The organism is Sunxiuqinia sp. sy24 (assembly GCF_052677165.1).
On sequence record NZ_JBQYLH010000007.1, the window covers coordinates 145,908 to 161,921 of the forward strand.

At 42.8% G+C, this 16,014-nt stretch carries 10 protein-coding genes and 2 tRNA genes; all 12 read right to left on the bottom strand.

The window, feature by feature from the left end:
- Positions 1-39 precede the first annotated feature (39 nt).
- A complete protein-coding gene (locus ACUNWA_RS08245; RefSeq protein WP_445591418.1) occupies positions 40-2,097 on the bottom strand; it encodes a glycerophosphodiester phosphodiesterase family protein in 2,058 nt (685 codons plus the stop codon).
- 62 nt (positions 2,098-2,159) lie between these two features.
- Positions 2,160-3,293 (bottom strand): hypothetical protein, encoded by a 1,134-nt coding sequence (locus ACUNWA_RS08250; protein WP_445591419.1) that lies wholly within the window; start codon positions 3,291-3,293, stop codon positions 2,160-2,162.
- A gap of 49 nt (positions 3,294-3,342) precedes the next feature.
- A complete protein-coding gene (locus ACUNWA_RS08255; RefSeq protein WP_445591420.1) occupies positions 3,343-4,611 on the bottom strand; it encodes a YaiO family outer membrane beta-barrel protein in 1,269 nt (422 codons plus the stop codon).
- Between the two features lie 43 nt (positions 4,612-4,654).
- Positions 4,655-6,691, bottom strand: a complete 2,037-nt coding sequence (locus tag ACUNWA_RS08260) for an LTA synthase family protein (protein WP_445591421.1) — start codon at positions 6,689-6,691, stop codon at positions 4,655-4,657.
- A 78-nt stretch (positions 6,692-6,769) separates the two neighbouring features.
- Positions 6,770-8,197 carry a glycosyltransferase family 2 protein gene (locus ACUNWA_RS08265; RefSeq protein ID WP_445591422.1) on the bottom strand — a complete coding sequence of 476 codons (1,428 nt, stop codon included), beginning with the start codon at positions 8,195-8,197 and terminating at the stop codon, positions 6,770-6,772.
- Positions 8,194-9,603 carry a HEAT repeat domain-containing protein gene (locus tag ACUNWA_RS08270; RefSeq protein WP_445591423.1) on the bottom strand — a complete coding sequence of 470 codons (1,410 nt, stop codon included), beginning with the start codon at positions 9,601-9,603 and terminating at the stop codon, positions 8,194-8,196. The genes ACUNWA_RS08265 and ACUNWA_RS08270 overlap by 4 nt, the downstream gene beginning before the upstream one ends.
- Before the next feature lie 64 nt (positions 9,604-9,667).
- Positions 9,668-10,129: a response regulator gene (locus ACUNWA_RS08275; RefSeq protein WP_445591424.1), complete on the bottom strand. Its 462-nt coding sequence runs from the start codon at positions 10,127-10,129 to the stop codon at positions 9,668-9,670.
- 422 nt (positions 10,130-10,551) lie between these two features.
- Positions 10,552-11,628: a Rid family hydrolase gene (locus ACUNWA_RS08280; RefSeq protein ID WP_445591425.1), complete on the bottom strand. Its 1,077-nt coding sequence runs from the start codon at positions 11,626-11,628 to the stop codon at positions 10,552-10,554.
- A gap of 31 nt (positions 11,629-11,659) precedes the next feature.
- On the bottom strand, positions 11,660-14,038 hold the full coding sequence (locus ACUNWA_RS08285) for an ammonia-forming cytochrome c nitrite reductase subunit c552 (RefSeq protein ID WP_445591426.1): 2,379 nt from the start codon (positions 14,036-14,038) through the stop codon (positions 11,660-11,662).
- 189 nt (positions 14,039-14,227) lie between these two features.
- On the bottom strand, positions 14,228-15,694 hold the full coding sequence (locus tag ACUNWA_RS08290) for a sulfatase-like hydrolase/transferase (RefSeq protein WP_445591427.1): 1,467 nt from the start codon (positions 15,692-15,694) through the stop codon (positions 14,228-14,230).
- A 135-nt stretch (positions 15,695-15,829) separates the two neighbouring features.
- Positions 15,830-15,904, bottom strand: a tRNA-Pro gene (locus ACUNWA_RS08295).
- Positions 15,905-15,916: 12 nt separating this feature from the next.
- Positions 15,917-16,005, bottom strand: a tRNA-Ser gene (locus tag ACUNWA_RS08300).
- Positions 16,006-16,014 lie beyond the last annotated feature (9 nt).

The window sequence follows — 16,014 nt, forward strand, 5'->3', positions numbered from 1 at the left end:
CACCCCCTCAAAAGATCGAACAAACTTCAGGCTTTTAAATTAGTTTGATTTTAGAAGAACCCCATTCATTGAATAGCCTTCCTCACTTCGAACTTTATAAAGATAGGTTCCTGTGGGCAGGTCTCCAATATTCAGCCGATTTTCACCCTCCATTAAATTCTTTCGATACAAAACCTGACCCATCATATTCACAAGGTCGAAATGCGCATCCCGCTCAAGTTTCACCTTTAGCGTATGACTAAATGGATTGGGATAAACCTGCACGTTGGGCTTATCGCTTAAATCATTCGTCCCCACCGAAAGCTGTCGCTGTATGGTCCAGTTGGTGGAAGAACCATCGGCAGCCGTTACCTGAAAACGGAGTTCGCCATCGCGAAAGTCAAATACACCGCTTTGGGGCATATCGGTTGTTGCTCCGTAGCTAAGTTTTAAGTCATACGGAATTGCTGAAGCCTTAACCCCGGGAGCCTGCTTGATAAAAATGGTCTGTTGCTCCCAATCCACCAGCTCTAATTCCAAATCTGCAATCCCAGTTGAAAACACTTTTTTGTTGTTCACCGGTATTCCTTTCGCATTAACGCCTCCGAGCAGCGCAATTTCAGCTGGATCCATCGTGTAATTCCGAAGTTGAAGTGCATGGACGTAAACTTCAGCGGTTTCCGAATCATTGTCGGCAAAAAACAACAAGCCATGCTTGCCATGATAAGCCATATTGTTGAACAAAGTCCACCGCGAGCCCTCAACCTGGACATCTCCAAGATGCTCGCCATCCAGATATTTTCGCAACAAATGCCCATCGTGAACAAAAGCCACCCGATGCCATTTATTGAACGTAAACTCACCATGATATTCGCCATAAGTCCCCACACTTGCATCGGGGGCGATAAAGAAATCAGCATCATTCAGGTTATCGGGACTCGTCTGAATCAGGCTAATATACTCGCCACTGTCTTTCGATTCTATATAAATATCCATAAGCACTGTGAAGCTAAAATCAACAGCTCCAGAGTCTTCCATCATGAAATTATCGTAAGCAAACAAGCCATTCGCCGGATTATAGGCCGGAATTTTAGCCACCACCGTGTCCTTCCCTTCAACGGGAGCAATTCCAAACTGGCTGGTCAATCCAAACTCAACCGCTTGCAATTGGGCTTCATCACTTACGAGATTCTTTAAGCGCGAACCTACCCCGGTATTCTCAAAGTTCTTCTTCTTAAAGTCCCAGTTGCCATTGGTTTCCTGCTTCGGATAGGTTGACACCGGGTCGAAACCGCAAACATAGAGCTGTGCGACATAAGGCCGATCCGTTTCCACGCCATCAACACCAAGGTCGGCAAGTTCCTTGATCAGGTATTCATTATTGACTGTGTAAGCCCATACCTTGGCGCCACTGGCATGTGCCTGGTTAATAAATGCTGAAGTCCACTCCAAGTCCTCCAGAAGGGCATCATCCGACAATTCGAACACACGACAGCCCAAAGCCACCCGCTCCTCAAACCAATTTTTATCATTGGGGTCTTCAGGATCAGCACCAAACCACACCCATGGCGATTCCGGACAATCCTGTTGAAACCGGATGGCTGATTCAAGTCTTGTTATCGCCGGCATCATCCGATCAGGATCTACACCGGTTTCATCGAGGGTACGAGCAAGTATTTCAGAATCAAAATCCTTAACATCCAGATAAAGACACGCATCATACTGTTGAGCCAACTTCAAGGCTTCTGCCAAGGATGGCAAGCTCTCTCCATCAAAAAAACGAGCTTTCCAGTCGCCGGCATCCAGCGCCGATAGTTTCGCCCATGAATTTTCTTCTACCAGCCCTGCCCCATTTGTTGTCCGCTGAATGGTATAAGGATCATGATGCAGTACATAAACCTCGTCGCTGGAAATGGCCACATCCACCTCGCAGTATTTGATGCCTCGCTTAAACGCTTCTTCAATGGCAAGTAGGGTATTTTCAGGATAGAACTCAGAATAGCCCCGATGGGCCACCGCTGTAAACTGACAATCCGGAAATTCAACCGGACTTTGCTCGGTTTGAGCGAAACCAATAATTGAGAGCGGAAAAAGAATCAGGAAGTAAAGTAATTTCATAAGTATTCAATTATTCAATGCGGCGACCAATTGCCTAGCATCGCAAATGAGGCTGCTTTTTCTTATGGTTTGGAGAGATGATACTCCTCCAGAATATTGCGCATTAATGGAAGGTAGAAACGGTAAAAGAACTCATTCTCCCCAAAAATTCCTTTCCGCCCTTTCAATACTGAACCGAAGTGGTGAACTCCTTTAAAACGGCTCGTTGACATAGACACCGGTTCGCTGCTAAAGTCTCCACACAGGTAGTAGAAGGAAAAATCCTGATTCTGGTTCATTAAAACAGCCGGAAACCGATCAGCAATTCCCAATCGGTTCAATTTCGACTTCCCCTGCTGCGTAAGATCTAATTGGTAGGCCGATATGGCGTGATTAATCGAATCATCATACTCAATAACATCGAACCAATGGGGGAACTCTTGCTGGCGGGGCAACTCCAACTGGTTTATGCCGTATGCAAACGTTTTAATCTGTGGTTTGGCACGCCTAAGGTCATCCTTTTCAGACAAAACAACGATACGGCCATCTTCATGAACAAGAATAATTCCGGCTCCGCTGAAGTCCCATTCCTCATGATAATTCTGCTTATACGAATTAATTGCCCAGACCGGCAGCAATTCACTATCCTGACTCAAAGACTCAAAATATTTCCCTGACCATCCGGTCCAATGCACACCGGCTTCCTCCTGAAATTTTCGCCGATTGACTCTTGAAGTCGGAGCTTGCAGAACATTAAACTCGGCAATGACCGTCTTCCCCGCTCTCTTCATCTTCTGAAACAACGAAATATCATTGGCACTCAATCCACCGTATATCAGCCCCGTTCCTTCGTTTTCCGATTCTGAACCATAAACACCATAGGTGTCGGCAAACATCAATACATCAATCTCCTCACTTAAGCCATCAAGTTCTTCTGGCGAAAGCTGATCAAAATCGTTAAACCGGTATCCTTCATTTTCATTTGGGAATAATCCCCAATAATCCGTTGTCTTGTCATAAAGTTCCCCGTTGGTTTTCTTGATCTGCTGATTCTGAAGCACCCAATAAAAGGCATTGTGAGCCAAGCGCTCTGTGGAGCCATCAGTTTTATCAACATACGCCACATTGACGGAGAAATCGGGAGTCATTTTCCATGCCATTTTCATAATCAAGAGAACGACAATTGGAAATAAAACAACTACAGCTAATAAAGTCAAAAAAAAGACTCTTTTCCTTATCTGTTGGACAAACGTTAAGATCATATTCCTAAAATTTGCGAATGTAAGTAACCGACGTGTTTAACTGATTCCCCTTTTGATCCTTCTCATATTCCTGATTGATAAAGGAAGCGGAAAGGCCAATCACATTAAATCTTTTGATACTTTTCCTGAAGCCAAGCCCAATATGAGCTGACTTTAACCGGTAATCACTCAGGTAGTTTTGTTCCGAAAACGCATCATCGGGCGACAAGCCATAGCCAACGCTGAACTTCCAATAATCATCGGCGCCGCCCAAATAATAGCGTGTCGTCATGGTGTACGAGTGTGAAATATCCTGGCTTCCGGGAACCAGATAGGTTTTCAGGTTGAACCAAAAGCTTTTGTAATACTTCGAAATACTGGCTACATAAATCCAGGTATCGCCACTAAAGTGCAGAAATCGGGTTCCGGCTTCAGCTTCGAAACTTTTGGGGAGGCTAAAGTACAAGGATAAGCCAGCCCGAAAGCGCGGAAAAACCGCAGAATTATCCGACAAGCCAACATTCATATAAGCCATAATATTCTTGGCTAAATGTGGGTAGGCATCCATTTCGTACTGAAAGGCCGAATTACCAAACCGGTCACCCCAATTGACGCGGCCTATCACTGACCCGATTTTGGTATACCGGCTGTAATCGACTCCCACGATATGCCACGGGCTCTTATGCAAATGATCGGGATACTGCTGATCGAACCAACTATAATCATGCGAAACACTAACTTTATTCACGGCCGAATCATAGCGGATGGTTCGCAGCAGCGATCGGGCATCCTGGTTGTTGGGATGACGCTCGGTTAAGAATTCGGCAACCTGATAGGCTTCATCAAAGCGCTTCATATTATTGAGGATCTTCGCTTTCTTGAGCAACAAACCTTCCGAATCGGGGTTCTCTTCCAATCCACTGTTGCAATACTCCAAAGCCTTTTGATTATTGTCATTCCAATACTCAAGGTCGGTAATCGCCATGGAAGCATCCTCGTAGCCCGGATACCGCTCCAAAACATAATTCAAAGCTTCGCGGGCTTCTTCCACGCGGTCAGTCCAAGTATAAATTCGTCCTAAAAAAATACGAATGTCGCTGTAATCCGGGCTTATTTCAAGCGCCTGCTTCGACAGGCTGATGGCTTTGGGATAATCATCGTCATCAAAGGCGGCCTGCCGAGCCAGCTGAAACAACTCATCAGAAGTATAGTCCGTTTGTGCATGAACTTTTTGACTTGCTCCCTGCAAGACAACTAAAAAGAGCGTAATGATTATGGTGATTATTCTTGTCATTCTTAAACGTTTATTGCGGCTTTATCAAACTTATTCACGGCAATTAATATCTTGAAATAATAGAATCAGGATACAGTTTTTGTTCCTGAACAAACTGTGCGTTTTTATTCTTAAACCTCAGCAAATCCAAACTCAAACGATCGCCCAGTTCCGGATCGTCTTCCTCCACTAAGGCCATATCAGGGCCAAGCCGGTATAATTTCCCAGAGTTCAGGAAATATTCACCGGATACAATATCGCTTATTGATGTTTTTGTTTGCATCAGCGGGTAGGTATTTGGGTTCGAAAAAGTGAGTGTGGAATCCAAGCCTGCGCCCATCCAACAAGTAAGCTCAGACATCGAAAGCTCAAACTCCTTTTCAAGGAAGGCAGTCAAACTCGGTGTTACATCAAGGTGCGAAACGACCGATGAAAACTTTGTGGGACGCTCAATCAATGGAGAATACACAATCAAAGGCACATGATAACGGTCAATTTTTGTTGACATCGGAATATCGGGCATACGGTGATCGCCAGTAATAATGAAAAGTGTATTTTCGAAAGATTCACGCTGACGATAGGCGTCAAAAAAGCTCCTCAAAGCGTCATCCATGTACAAAACGGTTTCGAGCTGCTGCTGATAGTTACGACAAACCATCTCCATACGCTCTTCAAGTTCGAGGCTAGGTAAAAGCTGACGGAATTGCTCTTCATAATGTGCTTGATTATTTACCAGAAAGGGGCTATGGGTTGCAACCGTCAATAAGACATTCACACTTGGGCCTGTGTTTGACCTTTGATCCAGTGCATGAAAAAAACGTCGATATAATTCAAAATCGCCATATCCCCAGGAAAAGCCTGAGGCATTCCCCGGCAATAACTCATACGCACTGCCAAAGTTTGACTTATCAATAATTTCATCACATCCCTGCTTCTGCATAAATAATTTCATCTGATCGAACTGGGAATCGCCCGCATACATAAACCGCGAATGATAGCCATTGTGCCGCAACAACTTGATCAAACTTTGGTGCGGGGGCATGGCCTCCCCCATTTCGGCGAAACCGTGTTCTCCAAAAGGCAAAGAAGCCAATAAAGAAGGCAGCACCGAAAAGGTCCGTCCGCTCGTACTCAGGCAGTTTTCCCAATACAAACTGTGGGTAGACAGGCTGTCCAGGAAAGGCGTGAAACTCCCCATATAAGCATTTTTATTACTAAATGCACGTCCTAGTCCTTCAACCACAATCACGACAATATCCGGTGGAACATCCGTCTTTTTCAGAAAAGAAGAGAACACATTAACACTGTTATCGTGATGAAGAAAAGGAAAATTATCGGCATCGGGATAAATAAACTCAGTGGCCCCTTTACCATTCGATTTGCCATCGTAGCCTAAATAATAGTCCGCAAACAAAGGGAGGTTTTGATTTTGCTCCCGACCGGAGAAATAGTAGTAAGCCTCGCTATAAAAGAAAGCTGATTTATTTTCAGTCGATTTATTTAGATACTCTGAGCCAAAATCGTTTTTGGGTGTGGCTGGTGCAATTCCAACAAAAAAGAAGCTAACAACACTAAAAGCCAAAAAACCAGCAACCATCTTTCCTGGTAATTTTACATACTTAGGCGCAAACACGAACAACAATACAATCATCGCCAGGCCAAACGCCAAGCCAAAAAATACCGGAGCAGTTATTGCAGCTCCAGCTGTTTGTCTTATTTCTTGAAAAGAATAATGAAACAGGTCGGCTCCAAGTGGGTTTAATGCTGTTGTGAAATACTGAATTAACAAGCCGTGAGTTAACACAAGCAAACTGAGCAACATCACGGCAAGCGACTTGGCAAGTCTGGGAAACACCCAGCAACAAAGCATGAATAGTCCGAAAAATATAGGGCTTATAAAAAGCACATACACCAAATCAGAATAAAGAACGCTGAAACAATAGCTCCACGACTCTCCGTTGGCGAGGAGCTGGGAAACCGGGCTGCTGAGGAACTCAAAAATCCGCAGCAAAAACATCAAGCTTAGGAAGACAACAAGGTATCCTCCAAACAGGCTAACAGCATCTCCAATATGATTGTTTTTTCGTCCTTCTGATCTCATCCTTCTCTTTATTAATATTCAAACTTGATTTTTAATATCTTATCTCACATCTAGCGATAGCAACTTATTGGTAATCGTCTAAGGTTTTTTAATCGTTACAAAGCCAGTGCGCGACATTGTTCCCCAATCACTTCTGTTCTTTTTAAAGAAATATTCAAAATTTCCTTTTAACGAAAAGAAGCTGTTTACAAGGTTAAAAGTGAATGCTTCGATCCATGCAATAACCAACAGCCGAACGATATGCTTTGTGCTTTTATATTGATGATAAGCAAAATGATCACATATTAAAGCCCAGGTAGAAAAAGCAATCCCGAAGAGGTAAACGAAAAGTAATAGCACCAAAAAGAAAGGCCAATTAACATGATCAATGATTACCAGATAGGTAAAGTAAACCATACCAAGCATCTGGATCACTGGGGCAAACCATTCATAAAGAATAACTGTAGGCATGCTAAAGAGGCCAACAATCTTGTAACGAGGATTGAACCACATTTTACGATGGGTAATCATACAATCAATTAAGCCTCGTGTCCAGCGGGAACGTTGCCTTCCAAAAACCCGCCAGTCTTCCGGCACTTCCGTCCAGCTCATTGGATGCGGAACCAATATCACCTTGTGCCTTTCCTCCCGATCATACATGTACCTTCGCATCCGCAGAATCAGCTCCATATCTTCACCAACTGTTTTGGTGCTATATCCGCCACATTTCAAAACCAGTTTGCGATCAAACATGCCCAAAGCCCCGGAGATGAGAACCATCCCATTCAATTTTTTCCACGCCAAACGCGAAAGCAGAAACGCTCGATTGTATTCCAGCACCTGGAAACGAGCCAGAAAGTTTTTAGGAATATTGACATTCAATAAATGTCCCTTTCGAAATTCACAAGAATTGGCCACCCGAATCGTTCCACCGGTTGCAATGACCTTCGAATCAGAATATTCAAAAAAGGGCTTGATCAGGTACTGAATAACATAGGGATCAATGATCGTATCGACATCGATGGTCATAAAATACTGGCCTTTGGCAATACTGATTCCTGCATTTAGCGCGTCCGACTTCCCGCCGTTTTCTTTATCAACAATGATTAAGTTAGCGTAAGCCTCTAAATTTGACCGGTAAATGCCTCTGATGGTTTTATAATCGAGCACGGAATCCAAGGCGAAATCAACCTTCACGAGTTCAAAAGCATCAATGGCTGTCTGCAGCGTTTCATCAGTGCTGCCATCATTGACCACAATTATTTCGTATTTCGAATAACGCAAGTGCAACAAGCCATTTATATTCTCTACAATTGTCCTTTCTTCATTGAATGCCGGAGCAACGATAGAAACCAAAGGCACTCGTTCATAAATCATCAATGATTTGTATTGAGCTAACTCATTCTCGCGCACCACTTTTCGCAGCTCGAACAAGGCAATGATTGCTAAAACCAAGTAATGAACAACGATCAGAATGGCGTATAGAAGAAAGATATATTCAAAAACGACCAGAATTAATTCAATCATGCTACATATTTGTTTCTAGGTTCAGCGACATGTTTGATGAAAACTTCAATCTTTCCTTTCAGTTCTTCATTAAGTCCCCACAGTTTTCGTTCGCCGTAGTTCGAATACCGATAAAGAATTCGAACCGCTTCAAAGACCTCTCCAAAGGAACCTTTGCGCACACGTTCCTCCAGGAATGAAATATCGTAATCTTCGATAAAGTGCTTCATCGATCGAAGAATCTCCATCTTGACTGGTTCAGATTCCTCTGCATATCGTTTCTTCATCAAAGCCTTAATTTGGAAATACTCCAACGACCTTAAAGTTATAACTGCCTCTTGCCTGATCTCCGGATTTTCATCCAACAAACATTTGGTGACTTCCTTCACTGCATCCAACTGATTATAGTTCGATATCATTCTCAGCAAAAACAAGCGCACCTGATGGTCCGGATGTTTCAACATAGGCACCAAGGAGGGTGGTTCAATACCATTAAAGTACATGGTATAATAAATGCTTAAGGAGTCCCAGCGAACAAAAGAATATTTCAACTCCATCAAGAAGCCGAAAGGGTTCTTTTCATCCAGCAACATGTAGGAAAGAATAGCTTCCGTTCGAACATACTGGTGATTATCGTTGATGTATTTTTTGATTGCATTTTTAAATCCTTTTCGCCCCAGAAAAGCGAGCTCACGCAAGCCAATAGAACGTCGATACCAGTTCCCGAACCGAATCTTGCGCAAAGAAACTTTATGAAGTTGAAGTATTTCGTATAACTCTTTTATCTTGTCCGAACTTTCTCCAATAAAATTTCGTTTTCCCTCAATCAGCACATCAATAACAATCTGCTTATCCTTTAATAATTTGTATTGCCTCAGTTGTCCTATAAGTTCAGCTTCTTCCTCTTGATCCAACTCATCGTAAAAGTAAGGAGAAACAATTCCAATTATTTCCTTACGCTTGCTTCCATAATAGTTCTCTTTCCGGTTAAAAATCCAATTTGAAATAACCGTAACAATTACAACCGAAGCAATGTTAAACAGGAAAAACAAGGTCAATAGGGCTAAATAGAAAAGTAATCGGTAGCCCAATGAAATTTTCTTAATCAAAGAAAGGAAGTAGCTAACCGGAGTCCACAAATAGTCCCCAAAACTTTTAACGGAACCAAATAATCCAACACCTGGCTGGCTGTGTTGCTCCGTGTCTTGCCACAAACAAATGGCACCCAATACGTTTTTAGGGAAAGTGTAATTTAGTTTTTCAGCAGGTAACTGAATCTTGTACAACGGATATCCGCTTAAAGCACTTTTCGTTTTCGAAAATCCACTCGCGGCCTGACTTTCTTGAATTTGCCCCCAACTAAAAAATAAAAAAAGAACAACAATCCAGAGTCTTCCCCCCATGTAAAAACGCCTCAACTTCCTCATCGTAATAAATCTAGCTGTTTAATATTCTTGTTTTTCCAGTCCCTTAAAAAAACGCGAATCGCTATTATCCAACTAACCGTTTAATACGAACACTTAACTCTCCGGCCCTAAAAGGCTTCACAATAAAATCGTTGGCTCCAATATTGAAAATATTTGCAATCACATCCTCTTCATGAGTTGCAGAAATAGCCATGATTGGCACATTGGCTGATATTTTATCTCGTACGTATTGAATTAATTCGCTTCCATTCATAAACGGCATATACAAATCCGTTATCAGCAAGTCAAAAGAATTAGAAGTTAAAAACTCAATCGCCTCCTCTCCATTATTAAAAACCTCGACACGAAAACCATCTTTTTTCATTCGGTATTCCAGAACTTTACTAAGCAAGTCATTATCTTCGACAATGACAATGGTTTTCTCTGTATTTAGATCTATATTTTCTCTGCTCACGGCCAAATTCCTTAATTTTATTTTTTCTTTAGTGTAAAACTTCCCCTCCCAATAATACCAAATAAAATTCATCTTTCGACATCTGCCTCTTCATTACTTATCAAAAGGCCAGAAAAAATTAACATTGCATCCAGAGATTTACTTTAAATAAAAATCAACACGTTAAGTTGAATTATAACAAAGAAGAGCTCCATTTATACTTACTATGCATAAAAAACACTTATGCTAAAATTTCATAACTGTAGGCTAAAATGCTCTTTTATATCGTCTTTGTGTGTCGCTGATTCCGCTCAAAACCGGTAATACATTTCAACCAACAACTTCCCGTGCAAACAAACATAAGACATCCAAGTGCTACATAAACATGCAACAAGTTATCTTCTATGCAGATACAGAAAATAAATTACTAAAAAGATAGCCCAATAGAAGTTCTGAGTCTAATCTATCAGCAACACCTTATATACCTGCCAGTAAAAGCCATACCTCTCCCCCAATTATTTCATCAGATCCATTTCCACTTCAAAAAGCAAATCACCCCTACAAATGGTGTTTTGAGTAATCACCAGAGGAAACTTATATTCCGGATTTTCATCCAGAAATGATTGGAGCAAACCGTAACTGCTCTGATCTTTCAAATAGGCCGTCGCCCGGATAACATCATCAAAAGAATAACCCTCTTGCTTTACAATTTGCTCAATGACCTCGAAGCTGTGTGCTATTTGCTTCTGTGCATCGCCAATATTCGCCGTATCACCCGATGGCAGGATGCTGGCGGTTCCTGAAATACTCATCCATTGACAAGCACTGGAACTTATTTTCACGGCACGGCTAAATGAACTGCCATACTCTCCAGCTTCGTTTTGCAAGGGAGACTGCACTTGCTCAATACTGGCAACCTTTTGCTTGGGCTTGAATGCCAGTAACTCCATTGTAACAGCTGTGCCCTTTTTATTTCTCCCACTCACCCCGGTACTCGCCGGAACGAGATTTTCAAACACGTCTTTTTGGTTGAAAAAGTCGGTTCGAACCCGGTTGAATTCATCATACCAACCCAAAATATCATCCAGATAATACCACGTTCGGATAATGTCGGTAAAAACAAAACCATTCTCGTTTAAATAAAGATCCAGCTCTTGAAGCAGGTGACCATAGGCTTCTTCTGGCTTTCCGGCCAATTCAGACAAGATGTCTCCAATAAACAAATAACTTCCCTGCTCATCCTCAAAACAAGAAGCCGTAGCATTAAACCTTGTTTCACTGCAAGTAAACTCACCTCTGGTAGCCCAAATCTGGATGCCATTCATGAACGCACCCGTACAGTCTTGCCCTTCGATCCAGGTTAACGGGAATCTGCCTTTTATCGAAATAGCTAATTCGATTTCGAAAGCTTCTCTGGAAGTCAGAGATCCAAAACAAGTTGCTTTGATGATCCTGCAGGCTAATTTCTCCAGCAAATTGGCGAGTCGCTGGCAAAACTGCGAAATCGTCTCTCCGACTTCCGGTACCAGCTGGATATAACACAAGTTGTTTTGCTCTTTTACAACTTCGGCTACCATAACTTCTTCTTCCATATTCGTCCAACTGTAAATGTGATTCGACAATTTATAAGGCTTTTACTCGCTCAATTTCATTTTGAAGCTGGTATTGTGCCTGCGGATTATTCTGCAAATGTCTGCTTGCGTTGACATATAAGTCAATGACTTTCCCTTTATTCCCACCTTCAAGATAAATATTGCCTAACAGAAAAACGGATGATAAATGATCGGGGAAAGCCTTGATTGTTTTTTCAAGCAGCTCAACCGCCTTCTTCCGCTGCTTGTTCTGGTTTAGAAAATAAGCATGCGTATAGGAGAGCTTGGGGTCTTCGGGAGAAGCATCCATCGCTTGTTTACTTAAACGACAAGCTTCATCGAGATCACGTCTCGACACGATAACACTCAGATTATAAGCAGCTGTTGTATTTTCCTCATTCACCTCAAGCACTGTGCGCAAAGCTGTTTCGGCCTCTGCCATGCGGTTCATTTCAGCCATTAAAAGTCCATAGTTCAGATTGGCCGCCTCATTTCTGGGCTCAGCAACCAGCGCCTGCTCCAGGCGAGTGGCTGCTTTTTGCTGATTGCCGGACACCGAATATAAAAAACTGCTATTCACCAAGGGCAAAATTGCTTCAGGATAGATTTTCAGTGAGTTTTCGTAAGCTCCCAGAGCATCATCAAAGTTGCCCATATTTTGGTAGTGGTTACCCAAATTATAATACGAACTCCAGTCATCGGGCCGCGTAACCAATGATTCTTCATATTCATTATTAACTTGCCGGAAAAGAGCCAACTGCTCTGCCGTATATTCCTGCTGATTGAGAACTGCAAGCGACTGGGCCGCCGCTAAGCGCACCAAACGATAGTCATCTTTTGCCGCCTGAAAAAGGACTTTCTTAGCTTCATCGCTAGTATTGCCCAATAAACCATATGCAGCAGCACTTCGCACGAGTGGAGATTCGACATGCACTGCGTCAATCAAAATCGGCCATTTCTTCTGATTATCACAAGTAGAAAGCAGACGAATCAGCGAAGTAGTAAATATTTCTCCATATTTATTCGTGCGAATTCCATCCAACATTGCATCCAACTGCTTCCAGTTGCCTTGACGGGCATCTGCAATCAGCCCTCCAATAAATAAGGTCTCCTTTTGATAGTCGCGATCTTTCCACTGACTTACTTTTCTATTGGCCCACTGATCCGTTTTATCGCTGTGGCAAATAGTGCAGGCATTGGGCGAGCCAAACTCCAGACTGGCTGCAGGCATAGGAGGACGGAAAGAATGATCGGATCGAACCATATTCCCAAAACGAGTTCTGGGCATATGGCAGTCAATACATTTGGGGCTATTTTTATTGATCGGGTGATGCGTATGCTGTTCATAACCGTCGGTTTTCTCCTCATGGCAGCTTGTGCAAGCTTTATTGGCCTCAACCAAATCATCACTTTTAAACCGATACCTACCGGAAGAAGTATGACAGGTAACGCAATGCATTTCACTTTCCTGCTGACAGCTATTCATATGCCATCCGGTCATCGTATAGTTTTCCCCCAAGTCACGTCCATCCGGATAGAAGTCTGTATTCTCCAAAGTAATTAAATCATAATTGTCAAAATATCGATCGCCAGGCATATAAGATGATGTTATCGGCCTCATTTTAGCATGACAAGGCGCGCAACTGGCATTATGCTGTTCTGGTGTAAATGTTGAGGTGACGATAATCTTTAGGTCACTGGGAACATTCCCTTCTCCAGCTTCACGACATACCCGAACATGCTCACCACTCGGTCCATGACAAGTTTCACAGTTAATTCCAGCTTCCTTCCAATGAGTCTCATAGGTATTGGTTGCCAGATCGAAATTATTTTCTAACTGACTGACATGACAAGCATAACACGAGGTATTGAACGTATATTGCCGATCCCTCCAACTCAGGGCTTCATCTTCCATCTCGGCCCCGCTAGTATTCGGGAAATGCCGAATCGCGGATTCGGGATTGTTATACCACTGTTTTGTATTGACATCATAAGCTAGCGGCAGTGTCTGCAGTCGACCTCCTTCCCAAGGGGTGAGGAAATAGTAAACATTTTTTCCGCCTAAAGCCCACAGTACTTCGTAATCTTGGGTCTCCCCATTTTTTATCTCACGAATATACAAGCTGGTATCTTTCTTGATCGCCAAATAAGATGCACCCTCCATGGCAATTGCCGGCTGATCAAGCATGACCTCCGTTTGAATAAACTCAGAGGTAATGGGCTGCATCGCTTTCCCATGATACGAAGGAGCCCACAGTTTATAAAACCGCTCGTGACATTCGATACAACTAGCGGAACCGGAGTAATTATCTTCGGATACCTGTGTTTCATCACCTGACGGCTTACTAACACAGGCAGTAAAGAAAATGAGCACTAAATACAATAATATTCTTGGAACTGGTTGTTTCATATTGGTTTCTGTAAACAAATGAAAGGTCGTAAATATGCAGGATTAATTTATAAGAATGAAAATAAATTATGCCATTGTTGATTTGATTCAAAAGAAAGGCAATAGACTATATCGTCTGTCCACTCTGGTTAAAACGCCAGGTTAACGTAGTACACAAACGAGCCAGACCTATTCGCCACGCAACAGAAGTTATAATTCACTTACACCTGTTTCGCCAAAAACTGAAACCAAATCGAGCTCATCTCCCATCTTTTCCTGCAGCTTGACCAACTTGCCAAACAATCGCGTGACCGTATCCCTATTCTCTGGACGATTGGCAATATCATTCATTTCCAGTGGATCATTCTTCACATCATATAATCGCATCACTTCAGCCTCAGGATAGACAATTAATTTAAATCCATCATCGCGAATCATCCGCTGCTTTTTGGTGTAGCATCCATAAATTTCAGGGTAAGCACTTTCTGTTTCCTGACCAAACGCAAGCCCCATTAAACTATTGAATTCAACATATTCCGGTTTTTCAACTCCGGCCAGCTCAATAGCAGAAGCCATGATGTCCTGTAAGTAAACATCAGCATCAACTTTACTATTTTCTGGAATTCCAGGTCCTACAACCATCAACGGAACTCTCACACTGTGATCGTACATATTTTGTTTCCCGACTAATCCGTGACTGCCAACTGCTAAACCATGATCGGCCGAAAAGAAAATATAGGTATTATCTAATTGCCCGCTTTTCTCTAAGGCAGTCAGTATGCGTCCAATCTGTGCATCCATGTGGGTGGTGATTGCATTATACTCCTGTCGATTTACTTTAATGGAGTATTCGGTTCTGGGAAATGGAGCCAATTGCTCATCCCGCAAACCTTTACCAGCGCCCATCTCCTCTTTGTAAGGATATTCAGGAAGAAAATTCTCAGGTACAGCAACATTTTCCAATGGGTACATATCGACAAATTCTTTGGGCGATTGACGCGGGTCGTGTGGCGCATTAAAAGCCAGGTACATAAAAAACGGATTGGCGCTATTGCTGCTTTGAGCAATAAACTGCTCCGCATCATCGGCAACTATTTCACTCCAATGCTTTCCGCCTTTCCAGTAACCTCCAAATTTAGTATCCCATGGCTTCCAGGTATCATCATTTTCGCTTAACGGCCGATTGTAACCTTCAGGAGTTTGATTGGGCATGCCCGGACGAATATGATTAGTGACCTGAAAAATACTGTCAGCCGGAACCGACACATGCCACTTGCCAGTCATGTAAGTTTCATAACCAGCACTTTCCATCAATTGCGCCCAGGTACTGCCTTCGCTTTGCAGACCTTGTGGATCACCTACCGCTTTTTGAGCTCTCCAAACAGAACGCCCTGTATTCAACATGGCCCGACTTGCCAAACATACCGCTCCATTCCAAGCCCCCATATTGTATGAATGAGTAAAAGTCACTCCTGCATCAACCAATCTGTCGAGATTTGGAGTGATAAGCTCTTGGTTGCCCAATGCATGGATCATATTAAAGCTCTGGTCATCGGCAAAAATAAAAACAACATTTGGCTTTTTATGCTCAGCCTCTTTGGGCTTACCGGCTATACAAGACATTACCGCCCCTGCAAGAATCAGCAATGAGAAAACTTTTGTAATCGTTTTATTCATCAGGTTAAAGTTTATTTGTTAGTTCAGACATAAGAAGTATCGTTCGCTGAACAGTAAAGATATAATAGATTTTGAAATTGTCAGAACACAAAAAAAGGGTTAAGCTGCTTTTAAACAACTTAACCCTTACTAGTGTCGGGATACCAGGATTCGAACCTGGGACCCCCTGCTCCCAAAGCAGGTGCGCTAACCGGACTGCGCTACATCCCGAAATATTTTATGCGGAGAGAGGGGGATTCGAACCCCCGGTACGGTTTGACCCGTACGCCGGTTTAGCAAACCGGTGGTTTCAGCCACTCACCCATCTCTCCTGAAATATC

Coding starts and splice junctions, on each gene's coding strand:
- ACUNWA_RS08280 (WP_445591425.1), bottom strand. CDS start 11,628: ATGGAAGAAGAAGTTATGGTAGCCGAAGTTGTAAAAGAGCAAAACAAC.
- ACUNWA_RS08260 (WP_445591421.1), bottom strand. CDS start 6,691: ATGAGATCAGAAGGACGAAAAAACAATCATATTGGAGATGCTGTTAGC.
- ACUNWA_RS08255 (WP_445591420.1), bottom strand. CDS start 4,611: ATGACAAGAATAATCACCATAATCATTACGCTCTTTTTAGTTGTCTTG.
- ACUNWA_RS08285 (WP_445591426.1), bottom strand. CDS start 14,038: ATGAAACAACCAGTTCCAAGAATATTATTGTATTTAGTGCTCATTTTC.
- ACUNWA_RS08290 (WP_445591427.1), bottom strand. CDS start 15,694: ATGAATAAAACGATTACAAAAGTTTTCTCATTGCTGATTCTTGCAGGG.
- ACUNWA_RS08265 (WP_445591422.1), bottom strand. CDS start 8,197: ATGATTGAATTAATTCTGGTCGTTTTTGAATATATCTTTCTTCTATAC.
- ACUNWA_RS08275 (WP_445591424.1), bottom strand. CDS start 10,129: ATGAATTTTATTTGGTATTATTGGGAGGGGAAGTTTTACACTAAAGAA.
- ACUNWA_RS08245 (WP_445591418.1), bottom strand. CDS start 2,097: ATGAAATTACTTTACTTCCTGATTCTTTTTCCGCTCTCAATTATTGGT.
- ACUNWA_RS08270 (WP_445591423.1), bottom strand. CDS start 9,603: ATGAGGAAGTTGAGGCGTTTTTACATGGGGGGAAGACTCTGGATTGTT.